This is a genomic window from Rhodococcus sp. NPDC059969 (assembly GCF_042738325.1).
GTDB lineage: Bacteria > Actinomycetota > Actinomycetes > Mycobacteriales > Mycobacteriaceae > Rhodococcus_F.
In genome coordinates this window covers 197,421-218,606 of the sequence record NZ_JBHWUF010000010.1, presented here as the reverse complement: position 1 = coordinate 218,606, position 21,186 = coordinate 197,421, and the positions used below count along the sequence as shown (strand labels likewise).

The window sequence follows — 21,186 nt, the reverse complement described above, 5'->3', positions numbered from 1 at the left end:
CCTAACGCTTACGGGGGTATCCCGCCGCCGAGACGACAAATGCGGCTTCCATGAGCATCCACCCGCCCACCTGCACCGAGAGGTCTCGCTCGGGCACACTCGACGAGCGCACCGTCCCGGCGGCGAAGGTGGCGATGTCGCCGGACAGACTCGGCAACTGAGCGTCCTTGGTCCAGTCGTGTCCGAACAGCGGCAGGCCTTCGATCTGCAGTCTGTTGTTCCAGGCAGCTTCCGCGGAGGACAGAACAATCTGCGCTGCAAGTTCTCGCGCTCGCAGGTCCTCGTGGGTCTCCCACGACAGGTTCACCACCACGAACGCGAGATAACGAGCCAGGATGGCGTTGAACAATCCGCCGTCGCCCCCGCCACCGCCCGTGATGACTCCGTACTCGGTCATGCCGTCGTACACGGCGTCGACCAGCTTGTGGACTCGCTCGCGGTGACGCGGTTCGCCCAATCGCGTCGACAATTCGGTTTCCAACCCCAGCGTGACGCCCTGACAGTACGAGTAGATCGCGCGCTCGAGGGTGCCGTCGCGTCGAATACCGTCGAAGATCAGTCCGGAGTCCGGATCCCGCAGCGTCTCGTCGATCCAGTCGGCTGTTGCCTGCGCACGCCAGAGTTTTCCGGTGCGCGCCAGCATGATTCCGGCGGGCCCGTTTGCCGGGGTGTTGTAGAAATCGGAGCCCTTGCACCACGGAATACCGCCGCCGTCGGCCGGGGACCACGAATCGAAGAGCTGCGATTCGAGCGCCTGGACCGCAGTCCGGTGATCGACCGAGAACATGCGCTGAGCACGTTCGAGGGATAGACCCAGCCATGCCATATCGTCGTAGTAATTGTTGGTCCACGCCGAGACGTTGCGGACCCGAACACTGCGGGCAACCTTCGCCACCCGGCGACGACGCTTGGGTGTCGGGTCACGTTCGAGTGCGTCGATTGCAGTGTCGAGCAGGTGTGCTTGCCACCAGTAGTGCCACGGCTTGAACATCCGCTCGCGCCGAACTGCAGGCCAGGCAACCACGCCGAGTGCTGTCCGGGGCATCCCCCACAGGCGCCGAAGGTGACGACTGACTATCGCGCCCTCAGCCGCATCGGCCCGCTCTGCCCACACTTCCTGCATAACTATCTATCCTGTCTGGTCGAGGCGCTACGCGCTAGCCGGAATACGTGAGCGGGATCAGCGGGAATCGGCGAGATCGGCGTGCTCACGGACCCACGCGTGCATCGCGATGCCGGCCGCGACTCCGGCGTTGATGCTGCGAGTCGAACCGAATTGTGCGATCGAGACCGTCATGGACGCAACCTCTTTCGCGTGTTCGGTCACCCCAGGCCCTTCTTGGCCGAACAGCAGGATGCACTCTCGCGGCAGGCTGGCAGTCTCCAGCGGCACCGACCCGGGAGTGTTGTCCACAGCCACGATCGTGAGTGAATTCTCACGGGCGTACTCGACGAGCTCGCCGATGTCGGCGTGGTGAACGATGTGCTGGTATCGATCGGTCACCATGGCGCCCCGCCGATTCCAGCGCCGACGCCCCACGATGTGAACAGCGGCTGCGGCGAACGCGTTGGCTGTGCGGACCACCGTGCCGATGTTGGCGTCGTGCGCGAAGTTCTCGATGGCGACATGCATGGTGTGACGACGCGAGTCGATGTCCTCGACTATCGCTTCCCGCGTCCAGTACCGGTACTCGTCCAAGACGTTTCGACGATCCCCCTCGGCCAGAAGTACCGGGTCGTAGCGCTCGTCGGTAGGAGGTTCCGTGTCGTACTCCTCGGTCCACGGCCCCACGCCGTTGGGGTTCTCGCCCCACTCGGTGGGTCCCGGTTCGCCGGCCCCGCCGGAAACATCTTCGGCAGCGACTTCGGTCATCAGAACACCTCGTTGGAATTTGCAGCCACCGTGAAGCCGTGCGTGGTCTGATCGTTGACACACGAGACGTCTGTCGCGGTGGTCGTGCAGATGAAACCCAGTTTGCTCAGCGGTTGGCCGGCCGCCAACACCGGATCGGCATCGGGGCCGCCGGACGTGTACACCTCACCGCCCGAACACATGAAAGCACCCTCACCCTCGTCGGTGACGCGAATGCCGTTGCCCCAATTGACCATGCAACTCTCCGGTCGCGGCGGAACCGGGGTGGTCGTACCCTCGCACCCGGCTTCGATTCTGGTGGGCAACTTGATGATGCCGCACTGGAAGTTCCCGTCGGGCGTGGTGAAGTAGTACGACTCGTTGCGCTCGAACTGCACGTCCGTCAGCGTCGTCGTCGGAGGCAGTGTCGTGGTCGGAGGTTCGGTGGTCGTGGTGACGACGGGCGCGACGGTGGTTGTCGTCGTCGGCACCGCGGTCGTGGTGGCCGAACTGGGCTGCGCCGCTACCGTCGGCGCTGAATCCGCCTCGCCGCCGCACCCGGCAAGCAAGAGCACCGACCCGACACTCAACAACACGAACCCCACCCGAACACGAACCACCCGACTACCTCCACACACGTGACCTTTGGCCCAGCAACAGCCGACAGTGCACTCTATCGTGTGGCCGACTAAGTGCTGGTGACGCGCTTGTTCATCAACCGTGAGAGCCACGCGGGCGAGAACCGCGACGCACTGAGGAAGAGCTTCGCCTGAGTTCCGACCGGGTAGTGAACCTTGTGGATGCGTCCAGCGCCGCGCGTGGCCGCCCACAACTCCTGGGCGACGTCGGTGGCGGTGAGTTTGATGCCCAACGATCTGGTGGCACCGGTGTCCATTCCCGTGACCATCGCCGTCTGGACGAACAGGGGCCAGAGGGCGAATACGCGGATGTCGTGCTGCGCCCATTCAAGATCGAGCGCCTCGGTCAAGCCGCGGATCGCGAACTTGGTGGCGCCGTAGGTCGCGAGTTCGGGTTGGCCGTAGATCGCCGAGGCGGAGCACAGATTGACCACCTGCGCCCCGGCGGTATCGCGGAGGTACGGAAAAGCCGTGTGCGTGCCGTTGAGGGTGCCGGTGACATTGATGTCGATCATTCGGCGATGTGCCGCAAGAGAAATATCCTCGAATCTTCCCGAGGAGAGCACGCCCGCGTTGTTGACCAGGATGTCCAGACGCCCTGACTCCCCGGCAAATTCGGCCAAGCACTGCGCCCAGCCGAGTGGATCCGTGACGTCCAGGACTCCCGTCACGACACTGCCACCGAAACCGTCGATCTCGGCCTTCAAGGAGGCAAGGCCGGCGTCGTCGATGTCGAACGCACCGACGCGGTATCCGTTGCGCGCGAACAACAGCGACGTCTCCCGCCCGATTCCCGCCGCAGCACCGGTGATGAAGACGTTCGGTTCGCTCATGCGGTCAGGCTATCCTGGATGTGGAGGAAATCTGATGAATCACCGTCGCGTCGTACACACCGTGTGTTTCATCGCGGTGGGGTATCTGATCGTGCTCGCGGTGTGGCTCGGATGGCTGGTCGAGCACACTCCCCCTGGCACGCTGCCCTATCAGATCGGCGGACTGCTCGCCGCTTTCGGCTCGGTTCTCGGCTTCGGAATGGCCTGGGCCAACCGCCCGACCCGCGCCGAACGCAAACTCGAAAAGCACGGCCTCGAAGGATGGGCACGAATAGACACGGTCACTCCCCTGCGCCGAACCGTCGACGGTGAATTGGCCAAACTCGCACTTCATCTCACGGTTCCGGGCTCCGACTCGTACTCGGGCCGGATCGAATACGAGATCCGACCCGAGTACAAAGACAAGATCACTCCCGGATCCACGGTTACCGTCCTGGTGGACCCGAAGAACCGAGACCGAATCATGCTGTGCCCGTGAAAAACTAGACGCTCTTCTTGCGTCCCAGCGCCAACATGCCCTCCACCAGCATCAACTGTGCGCCCGCGTACGACGCCAAGATCACGCCCTCGGCAGCGGCGCGGCCCGCAGTCCCGCGAATGAACAGTCGACGAACCACGATCAGTCCGTCGGACGCGGTGAAGAGCACTCCGCCCAAACCGAGCCAGGAGCGTCGATCCTTGTTGGGAACGACCAGGTCGAGCACGGCCTTCGCCTGCGGCGCCAGAGCGGGGTCCGCCGACAACGTCGAGGTGGTTCCCAACATCAATCCGTATCCGGTCAGCGGCGTCGACACGCTCGGCGCCTTGGCACGGAGCAGACCGGACGCCGTCGACCAACCGCTGATGCGGGGCCGCAGGGCAGCTCGGGTCGGGCGAGCGCCGCGGCGCAGCAGGAGCGCTGAGTAACTTGCCTGCATCACCGCGAACGACGACGCTCCCTTGATCAGGCGGGCGTCGTTGTCCGGGTCGATCATGAACACGTCGCCGACGGTTGCAGCGGCGAGGCCGGCCAGAAGCAGTGCGGTATCGGCGGTTTCCGTCTCCGAACGCTTGCGCAGCACTCGGGCAGCCAGGGCGGGTGCGATCAACGGCTTCGCGATCTGCTGAACCCGCTCGTTACCGACTACTGCCCCGGCCACGGTCGCTGCCGTCGCCGCCGCAAAAACTGCGTGCTCGATGCCCCACTTGCCCGCCATCACAATCCTCCTGTTGGTTACACGTCCAACAGCGACCGTACTGGGTCACTCAAGCGGCATCGCCGGATTTGACGTCCGCGCCGTAGACGTCGACGTATTCCTGCCCCGATTGCTCACAGAGCACCGTCATCAATTCGTCCGTCGCCGCGCGCACGACGGCTTGGTAGCCACGAAGTTCGCGATATCGCGAGAAGTCGATCGGCTCCCCTACCGTGATCCGGACCTTGCTGAAGCGCCACATCCGCGTACCCGGCGGGTTGACGGCGTCGCCGCCGTGCACGACGACGGGAATGACCGGCGCCCCGGTTTCCAGGGCGACACGAATCGCTCCGGTCTTTCCCTTGTACAGGCATCCGTCGGGTGATCGTGTTCCCTCGGGGTAGATCCCCCAGACGCCGCCCTTGTCGAGAATCCCGATGGCCGTGTCCAACGCCGCACGGGAGGCGTCGGCGCCGCTACGGTCGATCGGCACCTGACCTGCACCGCCGAAGAACCAGCGCTGCATCGCGCCCTTCACACCGGTCCCGGTGAAATATTCGCTCTTCGCGACGAAGGTGATGCGTCGGCGAACCATGAGAACCAGGAAGAACGAGTCGACGACTGCCCGATGGTTTCCCGCGAGAATCACCGGCCCTTTCTTGGGGATGTTGTGCTGGCCCTCGATCGTCGGTCGCCCGAACACCCACAGGACGGGGCCGATCAGGACGAATTTGAACAACCAATAGAGCACTGGGCATCACCTCTCTGCACATCACCGAGAACCGTCTCCACACGCGGGTAGACACTGTCTACGTCCGCAATAGTAGACACTGTCTTCTATGACCGTCATCAGCCTTCGCGAAACGCTCGTCGCCACCGGCGTCGAGATTCTCGATGCCGACGGCCCCACGGAACTGACGCTACGGGAGATAGCGCGTCGGGCGGGCGTGTCGCACGGAGCCCCGCGGAGATACTTTCCGACGCACAACAGCCTGCTCGCCGCGATCGCCTTCCACGGGCTTGTCGACCTCACCGACAGGCTCGATCCCATCCTCACCGGCAAACAATCGGCACGCGACCGATTGATCTCGGCCGCAATCGAATACGTGTCATTCGCCCAGGAGCGACCGGCGATGTTCGAGTTGATGTTTCGCCACGACCTCCTCGAGGGTGCGGGCAGCAACCTTCGAGAGTCCTCACTCCCCCTCTTGACAGCTCTCCGGACACTGACCGAATCGGCAAGAGCGTCCGATCCCACTACTTCCGCACTGAGCATCTGGACGGGAACCCACGGGGTCGCCGTGCTGGCGGCAAATCGAAGCCTCGCGCTCGTCGCCCCAGACTTCGATATCGCCGCGCTGGTCACCACGACTGTGACGGATCATCTGCCACACACTCGTTGATTTACATAGTTAACCTATGCAATAATATTTCACGTGGCAGATGACCAGCAGCAACTGCATGACCTACTCGTCGACCTCGTGAGCAACACGCACCGCTTCGCGAAGCTGGCAGGCTCGTTCGCGTCCGATCAGTACCCACGCGCCTGGCTGCGCGCACTCTCACTCCTCGAGGAGTACGGCGAAATGCGGATCAGCGATTTCGCCCGCCTCGACAGATGCTCGCAACCCTCCGCCACCGCGCTACTGCGCAAACTCGGTGAACACGGTTACGTCGAACGCCGCGCCGACCCGGAGGACGCCCGGGCAGTGCGAGTCGCCATGACCGACAAGGGGCGAAAGATCCTGAACGAAGGGCGAAACGAGATCGCCGACGCCCTGGTCCCCCACTTCGTCGAACTCGAGCCCGAACAGATCAAGAAGCTGGCCGAAGGATTGGCCGAATTGCGTTCCATCATCAAAACTTCCGATCCCAGCTGAAATACCCACCACTGAAAAAGGAGGTGGCCGTGAGCAACACGACCGCGACATCAACGCACCAGAACGAGGCTCCGCCGAGCCTCCTCAAGCAACCGAAAGCTGTGTGGGCGGTAGCCTTTGCCAGCGTCATCGCCTTCATGGGCATCGGTCTGGTCGACCCGATCCTCAAGCCGATCGGTGAACAACTCGACGCCACACCGTCCCAGGTTTCACTCCTGTTCACCAGCTACATGCTCGTCACCGGCGTCGCGATGCTCATCACCGGTGTGGTCTCGAGCCGCATCGGCGCCAAGAAGACGCTCCTCGTAGGCCTCGCAATCATCATCGTGTTCGCCTCTCTTGCAGGCGCTTCCAGCACCATCGGGCAGATCGTCGGATTCCGTGCAGGATGGGGACTCGGCAATGCGCTCTTCATCGCAACGGCACTCGCGGCCATCGTCGGCGCGGCCAGTGGCGGTGTCGCACGTGCGATCATCCTCTACGAGGCTGCATTGGGAATCGGTATCGCGGTCGGACCGTTGGTCGGCGGGGTTCTCGGCGACATCAGCTGGCGCGCACCGTTCTTCGGCGTCGCGGCCCTGATGGCGGTTGCCTTCATTCTCATCGTCGTGATGCTTCCCAGCGCACCCAAGCCAGAACACCACACGTCGATCGCCGCGCCCTTCCAGGCGCTGCGACACCGCGGACTACTCACCGTCGCCATCACCGCGCTGCTCTACAACTACGGATTCTTCACCCTGCTCGCGTACACACCGTTCCCCCTCGACATGGGGGCGTACGCGATCGGATTCATCTTCTTCGGCTGGGGTCTGATGCTGGCGATCTCGTCGGTCTTCCTCGCCCCACGCCTGCAACGTCGCTTCGGCACACTGCCGATGATGATGCTGGCACTGACACTGTTCGCACTCGACCTGGGCATGATGGCTCTCTTCACCGAGAACAAGATCGTTCTGATCGTGGGCGTCGTCCTCGCCGGATTGTTCCTCGGCGTGAACAACACACTCATCACCGAGACCGTCATGATCTCGGCTCCCGTGGAACGGTCGACTGCCTCGGCCGCTTACAGTTTCGTTCGATTCGTCGGCGGAGCCGCAGCCCCGTGGGTAGCCGGCAAGCTCGGCGAATCCAATGTCCACATGCCGTTCTGGGTCGGCGCGGTTCTCACCCTCGCCGCCGTGTTCGTCCTGTCGAGCGGACGCAAAGTCCTCGCTCACGTCGACGACCACGATCCCGCGCCGCACAGCGTCGACGAAGCACTCGCCGTAACCGTCGGCGACTGACCCCCTGTGAGTGGTTGGGGAGTGCAGGGACTCCTTAACCACTCACGGGCGTCAGCTCAGGTTCAGATCTTCCAGGCCCAACAGCGAGCGGTACTCGACGCCCTCGGCACCGATCACCGCGTCCGCACCCGTCGCACGATCGACGACCGTCGCAACTCCGACCACGGTGGCCCCTGCCTCGCGCAGCGCCTTCACTGCCGTCAACGGCGAGTTGCCCGTCGTAGTCGTGTCCTCGACCACCAGGACGCGCTTGCCGACGATGTCCGGGCCCTCGATCTGACGCTGCATCCCGTGCGCCTTGGCAGCTTTCCGGACGACAAACGCGTCGATCGGGCGTCCGGGAGCATGCATCACCGCCATCGCAACCGGATCGGCGCCCATCGTCAAACCGCCGACGGCGTCGAAATCCCAGTCCGCGACCAGTTCACGCAGCAGCGAGCCGATCAGCGGCGCTGCCTTGTGGTGGAGTGTCGCGCGGCGAAGGTCGACGTAGTAATCGGCTTCCTTACCCGAGGACAACGTCACCTTCCCGTGTACAACAGCCAATTCGCGCACCAGCGCAGCCAAATCCTCACGATCGCTCATGAGTGCTCAGCCTACCGACCACTGCCTTATGTTCAGCTTCTGCCTCTGGGCTACGTTCGGCTTCATCCTCTGGGCTACGTTCGGCTTCATCCTCTGGGCTACGTTCGGCTTCATCCTCTGGGCTACGTTCGGCTTCATCCTCTGGGCTACGTTCGCCCTCGGCCTCTGCCGACGATGTTGGTCATCCGGCGAACCAGTCCCTTGGGAACCAGACGCCCGGCCGTCGTGAGGACCTTGTACTGGATTCCCGGAATGCTGATGACCTTGTCATCACCGAGATCCTTCATCGACGCCGCAACCACCTGGTCGACGCTCAGCCACATCGGCTTGGGGATCGTGGACATCTCGATACCCGCACGCTCGTGGAACTCGGTGCGGATGAAGCCGGGGCACAGCGCCTGCACACGCACTCCCGTTCCGGCCAACCCGCCGGACAGTCCCTCGGTGAACGAAATGACATATGCCTTGCTTGCCGAATACGTCGAACCGCGCCCGGACAGCAGGCCCGCGACGCTCGCCACATTGACAATCGTTCCGTGCGCCGACGCAATCATGCTGGGCAGCGCCGCGCGAGTCAGCCGCATCACGGCGGTGACGTTGACATCGAGTTGCGACTGAAGAAGCGCCGGATCTGCGGTCCAGAACTCGCCGGAGGTACCGAATCCGGCGTTGTTCACCAACACCTCGACGCCCTTCTCCAGACGCAGCGCGACCGTGTCGCGTCCGGCCTCCGATGCGAGATCGGCAACCAGAATCTCCGACTCGGTGCCGAACATCGTCTTCAACTCGGACGCGAGGTCGTGCAATCTGACCTCGTCACGTGCGACGAGAACCAGGTCGTATCCGAGGGAGGCGTATTTCTTGGCGAAACCGGCGCCGAGACCAGAAGTAGGTCCGGTCACCAGAGCAACGGGACGCACAGGGCGATCCGAGTGGGAAGTCGACATACCGGCCACGCTAGTGGTTATTGCTACTGGACGGGAACCCTAAAAGGTCAGTCGACCGGACGGATTGTGCCCGAGCGCTGCGACGCCGGACGCTGAGCCGGCTTGTCAGCCGCCTCGGGCTTGCGCAGCGATTGGTCCTGACGTGGCGCAGATTCACGCGGTCCGGACTCACGCGATGCAGACTCACGCGGCGAAAATTCACGCGGCGCAGCTTCACGAGGCGGCTGCTCCTGACGCGTACGGGGCTGCTCTACCGGATCCGGAGTGGGGCGAGACTTCTCGACGCCCGGCCGCGGGCGGCTCGGATCGTGATCGACCTCGAGTTCGTTGGGATCCGTGACCGGGGGCAGTACGTGCAAAATGCCGGACAGGCGCGCAACCGACTCGATTGCAGCGTCCCAATCCCGGCCGTTGCTGGTCACCGGGAGCGAACCGAGCGTCCACTGCCCTTCGCTCCACAGCATGCTGATCGACGGCGGAACCGATTCGGTGAACGCCACCATGCGCTGATCACAGACGCGACGAGCAATCTCGAGGTCCGTTGCAAAAACCACCCGGGAACCGATCGCACCCAGCAGGTTCAGGTCGCCGTCCTTGGGCGGAGCCGTCGACTTCAACCGAAGATCGATGTCGACGTCCGACCCGATCTCGCGGCGAACGGCCACGATGGTTGCGGTCTCTTCCAGGTCGAACAGCACGAACTGCTCTCCGCGACGGCGGCCTCGGACGACGTCGGTGGCAGTCAGGTAGTCCTGCTTGGCCATGACCGCGCGGTGCCATTCGCCTGCCAGCTGATCATCAGTGGCCGTGTACGTGTAGCCCTGCGCCTTTGCCCAGATCTGGCGCACTCGCCCCGATTGATCTCGCCTCGTCCTGTCGACGTACAGAAGCGCACCCGCGCCTGCGAGTGCAATTACTGCCAGTCCGAACCACATTCCAGTCATCACCCTCCAGGGTAGCGACTCACGGCCTCAACCTCCCGCGACACCCTGGTGGACTCGCCCGATGTGTCGTGAACGACTCAGTTGCCGAACTTCGGCAACGACGTACTCAGAATCGTGTTCGCGGTCATCGTGCCGTTCTCCACCGGAGTTCCGTCGACGACGATGTTGTCTCCCGGTTGCAGATCGGCGATGGTCGCGCGGTTGAGCGCGATGAGCGTGGTGTCCGAGGTTGTCAGGACCGTCACCTGCGAGCCGCCGATCGAATCGATGATCAACGTGCCGCCGTCGTTCGACTTCACGGTGCCGACGGCTCCCCCGGCGTCACCGATCACTTCGCCGAGCCCGCCCGGAAGCTGGCTGAGCGGGGAATCCGTCGTCGGAGTCGGCGCAGTTGTGCTCGCCTTCGGCGGTGTGGTGGTCGGTGCCTGCGTCGTGGTGGTCGGGGGGACGAAAGCGGTCTGGGTGCCCTTGTCGTTCGAACCGAACGCCGAGAACGCGATGATCGCGATCACGGCGACGAGGATCCCGACCACGCCGGCGGCCACCCACGTCCCGAGCTTGCGCTTCTTGCCGCCTCCAGGCGACCCGTCTTCGATGAACGGCTGTTCCGGCGGAACCCCGCCGCCACCACCGGCAACCGGGTACTGCTGTGTATTTCCGTACTGCTGCGTGTTCCCGTACTGCTGGGCCGTGTAAGGCGGATAAGCCTGCGTCGCACCGGGTGGCGGGGCCTGCGGATCGAACTGCGGGTTGTAAGCGGGAAAGGCTTGAGTGGGATTCGGCTGCTGACCCTGCTGACCCAAGTACTCCGTGTTCTGATCCGGACCACCGTAGGGGTACTGCTGTGCCCCTGGCGGTTGACCGAAATACTCCGTCGGCTGGTTCGGATTCGACGGGCCGGACACCGTCCCGTATTGCTCCGTGGGCTGGTCGGGCGTACGCCCCCACACCTCGGTCGCCTCGGAATCCTCACGGCGCGGCCCACCCGAATTACGCGGATCGTTCTGATCGGTCATGCCTGGCCACCTTCGGTTAGGACGAAAGAGCGTCGAAGTCGTTCGGAGAGGCGCGGGTGCAGACTTCCCCAGTTCGAGCATCCAGCCATCCAGGGTAGAACAAAAAGCGAATGCCCCGCCGATCCACTTGGATCGACGGGGCATTCCGCTTACCGAATCGAGGCAGAACCGATCAGGAGAGAACCAACTGATCCGCGTCCTCGCTGACACCGACATGCACGGTGTCGCCGTCCTGGACCTTGCCGGCCAGGAGCAGCTTGGCGAGCTGGTCGCCGATCGACTGCTGAACGAGTCGACGCAGAGGCCGAGCGCCGTACAGCGGGTCGTAGCCGCGCACGGCTAGCCACATCCGGGCCGCACCGTTCACCTCGAGGGTGAGACGACGCGCAGCCAGACGCTTCTGCAACTGCTCGAGCTGGATGTCGACGATGTGCTCCAACTGCTCTTCGGAGAGCGAGTCGAAGACAACGACGTCGTCGAGACGGTTGATGAACTCGGGCTTGAACGCGTGGCGTACCGCGTCCATGACCTGCTCACGTGTTCCACCGGATCCCAGGTTGGAGGTCAGGATCAGGATGGTGTTGCGGAAGTCCACCGTGCGGCCTTGACCGTCGGTGAGTCGGCCTTCGTCGAGCACTGCGAGCAGGACGTCGAACACGTCGGGGTGTGCCTTCTCGACCTCGTCGAAGAGGACCACCGAGTACGGGCGTCGCCGAACTGCTTCGGTGAGCTGGCCACCGGCTTCGTAGCCGACGTATCCCGGAGGGGCACCGACGAGTCGGGCCACCGAGTGCTTCTCACCGTATTCGCTCATGTCGATGCGGATCATCGCGCGCTCGTCGTCGAAGAGGAAGTCCGCCAAGGCTTTGGCGAGCTCCGTCTTACCGACGCCGGTCGGGCCGAGGAACAGGAAGGAACCGGTCGGCCGATTGGGGTCGGCGACACCTGCTCGGGCGCGGCGGACCGCATCCGAGACGGCGACGACGGCGTCGGTCTGCCCGACTACCCGCTTGCCGAGTTCGGACTCCATGCGGAGCAGCTTCTCGGTCTCGCCTTCCATCATCCGGCCGGCGGGGATTCCGGTCCAGGCTGCGACCACGTCTGCGACGTCGTCGGGCCCGACCTCTTCCTTGAGCATCACGTCACCGTCTGAGGCAGCTCCGGAAGCGGCTGCTGCCTCTTCCAGTTCCTTCTCGAGCGCCGGGATGCGGCCGTAGCGCAACTCGGCTGCCTTGCCCAGATCGCCGTCACGCTCAGCGCGTTCGGACTCCCCTCGCAGGGTTTCGAGCTGTTCCTTCAGCACGCGCACCGAGTCGATGGCTTGCTTTTCGTTCTGCCAGCGGGTGCTGAGCTGATTGAGCTTTTCGCGGTCGTCGGCGAGTTCCTGACGCAGCTTCTCGAGCCGTGCCTTGGACGCGTCGTCGGTTTCCTTCTCGAGTGCCACTTCTTCGATTTCGAGTCGGCGAACAGTGCGTTCCACCTCGTCGATCTCGACGGGTCGCGAGTCGATCTCCATGCGAAGTCGCGATGCGGCTTCGTCCACGAGGTCGATGGCCTTGTCCGGCAGGAACCGCGACGTGATGTAGCGGTCCGACAGCGCGGCAGCAGCCACCAACGCGGAGTCGGTGATGCGCACGCCGTGGTGCACCTCGTAGCGCTCCTTGAGGCCGCGCAGGATGCCGATGGTGTCCTCGACCGAGGGCTCACCGACGAGCACCTGCTGGAAGCGACGCTCGAGTGCGGCGTCCTTCTCGATGTACTTGCGGTATTCCTCGAGCGTGGTGGCACCGACCAGCCGCAGCTCACCGCGGGCGAGCATCGGCTTGATCATGTTGCCTGCGTCCATCGCGGATTCACCGGTGGCACCGGCGCCGACGATGGTGTGCAGCTCGTCGATGAAGGTGATGACCTGTCCGGCGCTGTTCTTGATGTCGTCGAGGACAGCCTTGAGGCGCTCCTCGAATTCACCGCGGAACTTGGCGCCCGCGACCATGGACCCGAGGTCCAGGGACACGACGGTCTTGCCTCGCAGCGATTCCGGGACGTCACCCGCGACGATGCGTTGGGCCAGGCCCTCGACGATCGCGGTCTTGCCGACGCCGGGCTCACCGATGAGTACCGGGTTGTTCTTGGTACGACGCGAGAGCACCTGCACGACACGACGAATCTCGGTGTCGCGACCGATCACCGGGTCGAGCTTGCCGCTTCGTGCGGCTTCGGTGAGGTCGGTCGAGTACTTTTCCAGCGCTTGGTAGGTGCCTTCGGGCTCCGGGCTGGTGACGCGGGCGCTGCCACGGACGGTGGTGAAGGCTTCACGCAGTGCGTCCTGGGTGGCGCCGTGGCGTACGAGCAACTGTGCGACGTCGGAGTCGCCGCCGGCCAGCCCGTAGAGGACGTGCTCGGTGGAGACGTACTCGTCGTCCATCTCGGTGGCGAGGTGCTGAGCAGCGGTCAGTGCCGCGAGTGCCTCACGCCCGAGTTGCGGAGTGGAGCTTGCGCCGGTTGTCTTGGGCAGGCGATCGACGATTGCCTGCGCTTCTCGGTGTACGACGGTGGGGTCGACGCCTACAGCTTTGAGTAGTGGGGCAGCGATGCCGTCGGTCTGGTCGAGCAATGCGACCAGCAGATGGGCAGGCCGGATATCGGGGTTACCCGCCGACGACGCCGACTGCAGTGCAGCCGTCATCGCAGCCTGGGTCTTGGTTGTTGGTGTGAACGAGTCCACTTGTCACCTTTCTGGCGAAGTCGAACGGGAAGAGCCGCGACCGGTTGGTATTGCGACTGTGTCAATATGCTCAACGCGGACAAACTTGAGTCTATTCCGCTCAAGTTTGTTTTCGCCAGGCCGAGTTGGTTTCGTAGGTCACATTTTCAGCCGTACTAGAATTGTGGCGAGAGTTGCAGCTGGTGTGAAAGGGGGATGGATTGGATCCGACAGTGATTGCCCGTCTGCAATCCAGCCTCGATTCTCTGACCGACGACGAAGAGAGCCGTGCGCACTTCTCGGCCGTGTTCTACACCGGCCTCTTTGCGGAACATCCTCTGTACCGCTCATTGTTCCCGGCCGGGATGGAATCGCAGGGGCACCGTTTCTTCAGAGCGATCGAGTTCGTCGTCAAGAACCTCCCCCAGCATCGTCGGATCCGGAAGTTCCTCACCCAACTCGGCCGCGATCATCGCCGCTACGGCGTCGAGCGTGAGCACTACGAGGCTGCCGGTGTTGCACTCGAGCGCGCGGTTCGGTCGATGTACGGAACCAGCGCGCACAGTCGCTACAAGTGGACACCGGAACTGGAGGACGCCTGGTCTCAGTTCACCGACCTCATCGTCAGCACGATGGCCGACGGCGCCGAATCCGATACGTCCCCGGCACTCTGGGGTGGAACCGTGGTCAGCCACGAACGAGTGCTCGACGATCTGGCGATAGTGCGTCTCGAAGCCGACCCACCCATTCCGTACGGGGCGGGGCAATACCTCGGCGTTCAGATTCCCCAACGCCCGAAGATGTGGCGGTACTACTCGCCGGCGATTCCGACCAACCCTTTCGGTCAGCTCGAGTTCCACATCCGCAAGGTGTCGGGAGGATGGGTCAGCCCGGCGATCGTCGGTGAAACCAATGTCGGTGACCGCTGGGTCATGTCCACTCCCCTCGGCGGCTTGGAGGTCGACTTCACCAGCGACCGCGACGTTCTCATGATCGGCTCCGGCACCGGCATCGCCCCACTGCGAGCCCAGGTGATGGAAATGTCTCAGCGCGCGAACAATCCGCGCGTGCACCTGTTCGTCGGCGGACGGTATCCGTGCGACCTCTACGACCTCGAAACGCTCTGGCACATCTCGCTCAGCAACCCGTGGTTGACCGTCGTACCGGTATCCGAAGAACCCGAAAACCCTTGGTGGCACAACGGACCGGTACTCGAACCCCCCTTCGGAATGCACAGCCGACTGATCGGACCAATCGGAAAAGTGGTTTCGCAGTTCGGCTCGTGGGCCGACCGCCAGGTCCAGATCTCGGGGTCACCGTCGATGATCAAGACGACCGTCTACGCCTTGCGCGCCGGCGGAACTCCGCTCGACCAGATCCGGCACGACCCGCTCTACTGACTACAGGAGAACTTTCATGGCCCAGCGAACCTGGTCGAGCACAGTCGTCGAACATCACCGTCTCCGTGAGGATCTGGCGGTTGTCCGCCTGGTCGGCGACGTCGTCCCGTTCCGCCCCGGCCAGTACGTCGACGTCAGCGTTCCGCAGAATTCGCGGTTGCTCCGCCGGCTCTCCCCCGCCCTGCCTCCCTCACACGACGGGAAGTTGGAGTTTCACGTCAAGACGGTTCCCGGCGGTTGGGTCAGCGGTTCGATAGTCAAGGACACCCAACCCGGTGACGTCTGGCAGATACTCGACCCGCGCGGCAATCTGTCGGTCGACGAGAACGGCCCCACCGTCATCATGGTCGCGGGCGGAACCGGTTTGGCCCCACTGCGCTCGATCATTCTCGATCTGGCTCAGACCCCGAACCCGCCGCAGGTGTACCTCTTCTTCGGCGGCCGAACGCTTCGTGATCTCTACGCAGCGGACATGCTGTGGCTGCTGGCCGACCAGTTTCCGTGGTTGCAGCCGATTCCCGTCGTCGAAGATCTCTCAGACGGCGGCCCGCCCGACGGATGGTTCGACCGGTTGAACGTCGACATCGGATTCGGCGACGATCATCTCATCGAGGGAACGCTCGCCGACGTTGTCGCGTCGTACGGCGCGTTCACCGAACATCAGGTCTTGGTGTGCGGATCCGCGGCCATGGTTCGATCGACGCGTGATCGGTTGATCGAGGCCGGCACCCCGGCCGACGTCATTCAGTTCGACCCGTACTGACGATCAGTACGTCGGATCATTGCGAACGGTGTCGACGTCGATGCCCACTGCGCGAAGCCTGAATTTGGTGCTGTTGACCATGGATTCGCTGCCGACGACCTGGATGTCGTAGCCCGCCCAGTCCCCGAACGAGGTCACGACCTTGCCGACCTTGCCGACGATGCGCCGCTTCATGCCGATCGGCGGGAGTGGCTCCGCTTCGGTGTGCCACCACGGATTCTCGTCCTCTTCGGAGACGGGGACGATCGTGAGCCACGGGTGCTTCTCGGCCAACTTCCACAGGTGTGGAAGGTCGTAGAGATCGCACGGATTCTGACCGGAATAGAACAGATGAACCTTGCGCGTGTTTCCGCGTCGGATCAGCTCGAGTATCTGCGCGCGAAGAGGTGCGACACCGGTTCCCGACGCGATCATCAGCAGATCTTTGGAGTTCTCCGGAATCCCGAGAGCACCGATCGGCGAGCCGACCACCCAGGTATCGCCGACAGCGGTCTGGTTGACCATCGCCGGGCTGACCCAACCGCCGGTGACCTGACGGATGTGGAACTCGAGGATTCCGGTTCCGTCGTACGGCGTGGCCGGTGAGAGGTAGCGCCACATCCGCGGCCTCGCGGCGACCTGCACGCTGACGTACTGACCGGCGCGGTACTCCATAGTCTGGTCGAGTTGCAGCCGCACGACGGCGACGCCCTTGATGACCGGGCGGCATTCGATGACGGTGGCACTCCAGGCGGGCGGACCGTCCTCGGCGTTGGCGGCGTCCATCATCGCTGCCGAGATGATCGCGAGCGCGTTGCGCCACGCGCTGTCGACCTCGTCTGTCCACAGTTCGGCACCGCCGAACGTCTCGAGCGCTTCGATCAAGGCATTACCGACAGCCGTGTAGTGCTCGTCGGTGACTCCGTACTTACGGTGATCGCGGCCGAGCTGCGCGAGGTACTCGAGTATCGCGTCGGACTCGTCGAGACGTTCGACGACGTGAGCGATAGCGCTGACGAGCCGATCCCGCTGCACATCCATCGCTGCCGGAAAAAACTCACGGGTTTCGGGCGATCGAGCGAACAGAATCGAATAAAAGGTACGGGCGAGCCGTTCCGGACCATCTTCTACCGCAGCGACGGATTTGAAGCTCGACCGGACCAGAGAAATTGCTTGCGAATCCACGCTCATCCTCGTCCCGACTAGACGCGGCAAGACCCGCCGCGGAATTTCGTCTGCAGCTTATGTCACAAATGTCTGACTCGTAAATCATTCTGGACAAGTGTCACAATGCGACCCCATTTCGCGGTGTGACCGTCCCTTTCTTATTCTTGCGTGCAAGATAAACAAGAGCTTCGACACTCTCGATCGCCGAGCTAACGTTCAGCGAAATCTCAACCAGCCAAACAGGAGTCGTGCCGTGGATTTTGTTCGACAGGACGAATTGCCCACCGATAGCGGGCTTACGTCCCAGATCGCCTCCACTACCCCGACGCTGACCGAGCTTCAACGTCGGGAACTCGAGTGCGTCGAATTTTTCGACTCTCCGGAACTGGGCCACCTCCCGACGTCTCGGCGGCGCGAAGCCCTGCGTGAGCTCCATCGGACCGGTACCTACACGCACACAGCGGAGGAATTGCTCGTCGGCGCCAAACTCGCCTGGCGAAACCACGCCAGGTGTGTCGGTCGCGCGCATTGGCGGACCCTCAAACTCATCGACGCGCGCGATGCCGTCACGGCTTCCGCTCTCGCAGAAGCATGCTGGGAGCACCTGCGTATGTCGACCAACGGCGGCGCTCTGCAGTCGGTCGTGACGGTCGGGCCGCTCCCCCGCGAGGACGGTCAGGAGTACCGCATTCTCAGCCCGCAACTGATCCGCTACGCCGGCTACCGGCAGCCTGACGGCACCATCCTCGGCGACCCGTGGCACGTCGATCTGACCGCTCAGGTCACCGCGATGGGATGGAAAGGCGCCGGTACGCCGTTCGACGTTCTCCCCGTACTGATTTCGGTTCCCGACGAACCCCTGCAGTACTTCGACGTCCCGGCCGACCTCGTTCTCGAGGTCGAGATCGAGCATCCCGAATACAGCTGGTTCGCTGATCTGGGGCTTAAATGGCATGCCGTCCCTGCGGTCGCGGACATGAACCTCGACATCGGCGGAATCGTGTATCCCTGCACGCCGTTCAGCGGTTGGTACGTCAGCACCGAGGTCGGAGCCCGTAACTTCAGCGACGGCGATCGCTACAACATGTTGCCCACCATCGGAGCGATGATGGAGCTCGACATGAGCCACGACCGCACGCTCTGGAAGGACCGCGCACTGGTCGAACTGAACCGCGCAGTTATTCACAGCTACCGCAAGGCCGGCGTCATCATGGTCGATCACCACACTGTCGCAAAGCAATTCATCGATCACATCGCGCGTGAGGACAAGGCCGGGCGCAAGTGCCCCACCGACTGGTCATGGGTGAACCCGCCCATGTCCAGTTCGCTCACGCCGACGTTCCACCGCCTATACGACGAGCCCGATCTCGACATCCGGCCCAACTTCGTGACAAAAAAGAAGAAGGGCACCGACCAAGGCCGGTGCCCCTTCCACAACTGATCGCGCTCAGAAGGGGATCTGCCCCAATCCGACGCCGACCACGAGCATCGTGATCGAGATCAGACCGGCTCGCCACAGGACCTTCTTGTGGTGATCCGCCAGTGAAACACCGGCGAGTGTGACCAGGAGCAGGATCGCCGGGACCAGCGGGCTCTGCATGTGCACTGCCTGCCCGGTGATCGACGCACGTGCCATTTCCACCGGCTCGATGCCGTACTGCGCTGCCGTCTCGGACAGCACCGGGAGCACACCGAAGTAGAACGCGTCGTTGGTCATGAAGAACGTGAGCGGAATGCTCAGGACGCCCGTGATGACGGCGAGGTGCGGGCCCATCGCGTCGGGAATGACCTGCAGAAGCCACTCGGCCATGGCTTCGACCATGCCGGTTCCCTGGAAAACGCCGGTCAGCACGGCTGCTGCCAGCACCATCGCGACCACCGAGACGATGCTCGACGAATGGCGTGCGATTGCTTCACCCTGATCCTTGACCGCCGGGAAGTTGACCGCGAGGGCGATCGACGACGCGATCATGAAGAGGACCGGAATGGGCAGGATGTCCATCACGAGCACAACGAGAAGGATCGTCGTCAGCGCTGCGTTGAACCAGAGCAGCTTCGGCCGCAGGGTGTCACGCCCGGGGGCAAGTCCGTCGATGAAGCGTCCGGTGTCGCCGCCGTCGTCTTCGGGCTCGTTCGAGCCGCCGGTGCCGGCGCTTCCGGTGCTGGAACTTCCACCGTTTCCGACCTTTTCGAGGATGCGCTCAGAAGTCAGGACCAAAGTCCCGATCCTTCGGCGCTCCATGATCCCGAGGTGAATGGCGAACCCGAGCACCATGATCAGTCCGACGATCAACGACGGCACCATCGGGACGAAGACGTCGGAAGGTGAGAGTCCCAGCGCGCTCGCGGCCCGGACGGTCGGGCCACCCCACGGAATGATGTTCATCGTCGCGTTCGACAGGCCGGCGATCACCGTCAGGACGACGGGACTGACGCCGAGTTTGAGGTAGAGCGGGAGCATCGCGGAGGTCACGATGATGAAGGTCGTCGAACCGTCGCCGTCCAGGGAGACAACCATCGCGAGCACTGCGGTTCCGACCACGAGCCGCATCGGATCGTCACGCACCATCCGCAGGATGAGCTTGACCAGCGGATCGAAGAGTCCGACGTCGATCATGATTCCGAAGAAGATGATCGCGAAGAACAACAGCGCCGCGGTGGGTGCGAGCGACTTGATGCCGTCGGTGATCATGTCGCCGATTCCGAGGCCGGCCCCGGCAAGTAGTCCGAAGGCCACCGGAACCAGAGTCAGTCCCACCACCGGGGTCGCGCGTTTGGTGAGGATCAGGAACATGAACACCGCAACCATGAGGAAGCCGAGTGTGACGAGCATGATGAACTCCTTTTGTGCTGAATTGCCGAGAAAAACGGCACGGCAAATCGAGCCGGTGACCTTCGTTGAGGTGAAACGAAACTTCGGTTGTGCTTAGTTGATGCCGGGCGGATCGAGTGTTGCGTCGACAAACCGGGATTGATCGGTGAGGAATGCGGAGAACTCGGGTTCGGTGAGAACTGCACTGTTCCAACCGTTTCGGCGAGACAGCTCGTTCCACCGCGGGCTTGCCGCCAGATCCCCTACCAAATTCTGCAAGTGCTGACGCTGATCGTCCGTCAGCCCCGGCGGCGCCATGAGCCCGCGCCAATTGGTGAACGTGACGTCGACGCCAGACTCCGCCATCGTGGGCGCATCCACCGCCGGGGTGCGGGCGGGCGAGCTGACCGCAAGGACCCGAACCGTGCCTGCCGCAATCTGATCGAGGTACTCACCGATACCCGTAGCAGCGACGTCGACCTGCCTCGTGAGCAGTGCGGGAAGCAGTTCTCCGCCGCCGTCGTAGATGCGGTACGGGGAGCGCGACGGATCGACACCAACCGCGCGGGCGAACAGAAGGCGGAACAACCCGTCCGGTCCACCTTCACTCGAACCACCGCCGATCGAGATCGACGACGGATCCGCCACCCACGCCTGCGTCAGATCGGCGAGAGTTTTGTACGGTGAATCTGCTGGAACCAGTAGCGCTTCCGGTTCTTCGACCAGTCTCGCGATCGGCGTCACGTCGGCAAGTGTGTGCTCGGATGGCAGTATCTCGAGCGAACCGAGAACTCCGAGTCCCATGACCATGAGAAGGTCGGGGTTTCCGCGTTCGAGAGCCAACCGGTTGAGTCCGACGATGCCGCCCGATCCGGGCAACACAACGACGTCGGCGTCGACGGTTCCTTCGTCGGCAAGTGCCTGCACCATGGTCCGGGCAGTCAGGTCGTAACCACCACCGGCCACCGAGGGCACCAGTACGCGCAGTTCTTCGGAACTCTCACCCGCTCGGCCACCGGCAAGAAAGGACTCGAGCGGAGTACATCCGGTCGAGAGCACGAGAGTCATCGCGCAGGCACCGAGCAGGGCGATACGCCTGCTCAGCCGCTTCGATGCGCTCATGGCCTTGTCCTTGTCTGCCGGTACCGATGTGTGAACAGGTTTCATACTGACGCACTTTGTGACTGGGGTCACCATTGGGAAAGCAAATT

Annotated in this window: 21 protein-coding genes; 7 read left to right on the top strand and 14 right to left on the bottom strand. The window is 63.3% G+C overall.

What is annotated here, in order from left to right; translation table 11 throughout:
- Window position 1: 1 nt before the first annotated feature.
- The 4 genes from ACFWAD_RS24380 to ACFWAD_RS24365 form a co-directional block, all read right to left on the bottom strand.
- Window positions 2-1,123, bottom strand: a complete 1,122-nt coding sequence (locus ACFWAD_RS24380; protein WP_003944321.1) for a glycoside hydrolase family 76 protein — start codon at window positions 1,121-1,123, stop codon at window positions 2-4.
- Window positions 1,124-1,180: 57 nt separating this feature from the next.
- Window positions 1,181-1,873: a TrmH family RNA methyltransferase gene (locus tag ACFWAD_RS24375; RefSeq protein WP_378548557.1), complete on the bottom strand. Its 693-nt coding sequence runs from the start codon at window positions 1,871-1,873 to the stop codon at window positions 1,181-1,183.
- Window positions 1,873-2,472 (bottom strand): DUF6636 domain-containing protein, encoded by a 600-nt coding sequence (locus tag ACFWAD_RS24370; protein WP_378548554.1) that lies wholly within the window; start codon window positions 2,470-2,472, stop codon window positions 1,873-1,875. Before ACFWAD_RS24370 ends, ACFWAD_RS24375 begins: the two co-directional genes overlap by 1 nt.
- Before the next feature lie 68 nt (window positions 2,473-2,540).
- Window positions 2,541-3,323: an SDR family oxidoreductase gene (locus tag ACFWAD_RS24365; protein ID WP_378548551.1), complete on the bottom strand. Its 783-nt coding sequence runs from the start codon at window positions 3,321-3,323 to the stop codon at window positions 2,541-2,543.
- A 34-nt stretch (window positions 3,324-3,357) separates the two neighbouring features.
- Between ACFWAD_RS24365 and ACFWAD_RS24360 the strand changes: the two genes are divergently transcribed.
- Window positions 3,358-3,801, top strand: coding sequence for a hypothetical protein (locus tag ACFWAD_RS24360; RefSeq protein WP_378448530.1), 444 nt, complete (start codon window positions 3,358-3,360; stop codon window positions 3,799-3,801).
- Window positions 3,802-3,805: 4 nt separating this feature from the next.
- On the opposite strand, the gene ACFWAD_RS24355 is transcribed toward ACFWAD_RS24360, so the two are convergent.
- On the bottom strand, window positions 3,806-4,519 hold the full coding sequence (locus tag ACFWAD_RS24355; protein WP_378548548.1) for a lysoplasmalogenase: 714 nt from the start codon (window positions 4,517-4,519) through the stop codon (window positions 3,806-3,808).
- 49 nt (window positions 4,520-4,568) lie between these two features.
- Window positions 4,569-5,249, bottom strand: a complete 681-nt coding sequence (locus tag ACFWAD_RS24350; protein ID WP_378448531.1) for a lysophospholipid acyltransferase family protein — start codon at window positions 5,247-5,249, stop codon at window positions 4,569-4,571.
- Between the two features lie 88 nt (window positions 5,250-5,337).
- On the opposite strand from ACFWAD_RS24350, the gene ACFWAD_RS24345 reads away from it, so the two are divergent.
- The 3 genes from ACFWAD_RS24345 to ACFWAD_RS24335 are packed head-to-tail and all read left to right on the top strand — an operon-like array spanning window position 5,338 to window position 7,658.
- Complete coding sequence (locus ACFWAD_RS24345) at window positions 5,338-5,901, top strand: TetR/AcrR family transcriptional regulator (protein WP_378548545.1); 564 nt, start codon at window positions 5,338-5,340, stop codon at window positions 5,899-5,901.
- A gap of 33 nt (window positions 5,902-5,934) precedes the next feature.
- Window positions 5,935-6,378, top strand: a complete 444-nt coding sequence (locus tag ACFWAD_RS24340) for a MarR family winged helix-turn-helix transcriptional regulator (RefSeq protein ID WP_378548542.1) — start codon at window positions 5,935-5,937, stop codon at window positions 6,376-6,378.
- A gap of 23 nt (window positions 6,379-6,401) precedes the next feature.
- Complete coding sequence (locus ACFWAD_RS24335) at window positions 6,402-7,658, top strand: MFS transporter (protein ID WP_378536091.1); 1,257 nt, start codon at window positions 6,402-6,404, stop codon at window positions 7,656-7,658.
- A 51-nt stretch (window positions 7,659-7,709) separates the two neighbouring features.
- Here the strand turns inward: ACFWAD_RS24335 and pyrE are convergent, their stop codons facing one another.
- The 5 genes from pyrE to clpB form a co-directional block, all read right to left on the bottom strand.
- A complete protein-coding gene (gene pyrE / locus ACFWAD_RS24330; protein ID WP_003944385.1) occupies window positions 7,710-8,243 on the bottom strand; it encodes an orotate phosphoribosyltransferase in 534 nt (177 codons plus the stop codon).
- Between the two features lie 146 nt (window positions 8,244-8,389).
- The gene (locus tag ACFWAD_RS24325) at window positions 8,390-9,190 is read right to left on the bottom strand and encodes an SDR family NAD(P)-dependent oxidoreductase (protein WP_378448534.1); all 801 of its coding nucleotides are present in this window, start codon (window positions 9,188-9,190) and stop codon (window positions 8,390-8,392) included.
- Window positions 9,191-9,237: 47 nt separating this feature from the next.
- Window positions 9,238-10,125, bottom strand: a complete 888-nt coding sequence (locus ACFWAD_RS24320; protein ID WP_378548577.1) for a hypothetical protein — start codon at window positions 10,123-10,125, stop codon at window positions 9,238-9,240.
- Window positions 10,126-10,211: 86 nt separating this feature from the next.
- Window positions 10,212-11,150, bottom strand: coding sequence for a hypothetical protein (locus ACFWAD_RS24315; RefSeq protein WP_378548539.1), 939 nt, complete (start codon window positions 11,148-11,150; stop codon window positions 10,212-10,214).
- Window positions 11,151-11,322: 172 nt separating this feature from the next.
- Window positions 11,323-13,875, bottom strand: coding sequence for an ATP-dependent chaperone ClpB (gene clpB / locus ACFWAD_RS24310; protein ID WP_230816327.1), 2,553 nt, complete (start codon window positions 13,873-13,875; stop codon window positions 11,323-11,325).
- 200 nt (window positions 13,876-14,075) lie between these two features.
- On the opposite strand from clpB, the gene ACFWAD_RS24305 reads away from it, so the two are divergent.
- Both ACFWAD_RS24305 and ACFWAD_RS24300 read left to right on the top strand, forming a co-directional pair.
- A complete protein-coding gene (locus ACFWAD_RS24305) occupies window positions 14,076-15,254 on the top strand; it encodes an FAD-binding oxidoreductase (RefSeq protein WP_378548536.1) in 1,179 nt (392 codons plus the stop codon).
- A gap of 16 nt (window positions 15,255-15,270) precedes the next feature.
- Complete coding sequence (locus ACFWAD_RS24300; protein WP_050656278.1) at window positions 15,271-16,017, top strand: FAD-binding oxidoreductase; 747 nt, start codon at window positions 15,271-15,273, stop codon at window positions 16,015-16,017.
- A 3-nt stretch (window positions 16,018-16,020) separates the two neighbouring features.
- Here the strand turns inward: ACFWAD_RS24300 and ACFWAD_RS24295 are convergent, their stop codons facing one another.
- Window positions 16,021-17,181 (bottom strand): globin domain-containing protein, encoded by a 1,161-nt coding sequence (locus ACFWAD_RS24295; protein WP_378548533.1) that lies wholly within the window; start codon window positions 17,179-17,181, stop codon window positions 16,021-16,023.
- Between the two features lie 235 nt (window positions 17,182-17,416).
- Here ACFWAD_RS24295 and ACFWAD_RS24290 point away from each other — a divergent pair, with 235 nt between their 5' ends.
- The gene (locus tag ACFWAD_RS24290; RefSeq protein ID WP_378548530.1) at window positions 17,417-18,604 is read left to right on the top strand and encodes a nitric oxide synthase oxygenase; all 1,188 of its coding nucleotides are present in this window, start codon (window positions 17,417-17,419) and stop codon (window positions 18,602-18,604) included.
- A gap of 6 nt (window positions 18,605-18,610) precedes the next feature.
- On the opposite strand, the gene ACFWAD_RS24285 is transcribed toward ACFWAD_RS24290, so the two are convergent.
- Window positions 18,611-19,996: a CitMHS family transporter gene (locus ACFWAD_RS24285; protein ID WP_378536079.1), complete on the bottom strand. Its 1,386-nt coding sequence runs from the start codon at window positions 19,994-19,996 to the stop codon at window positions 18,611-18,613.
- Window positions 19,997-20,089: 93 nt separating this feature from the next.
- Complete coding sequence (locus ACFWAD_RS24280) at window positions 20,090-21,097, bottom strand: Bug family tripartite tricarboxylate transporter substrate binding protein (protein WP_378548527.1); 1,008 nt, start codon at window positions 21,095-21,097, stop codon at window positions 20,090-20,092.
- Window positions 21,098-21,186 lie beyond the last annotated feature (89 nt).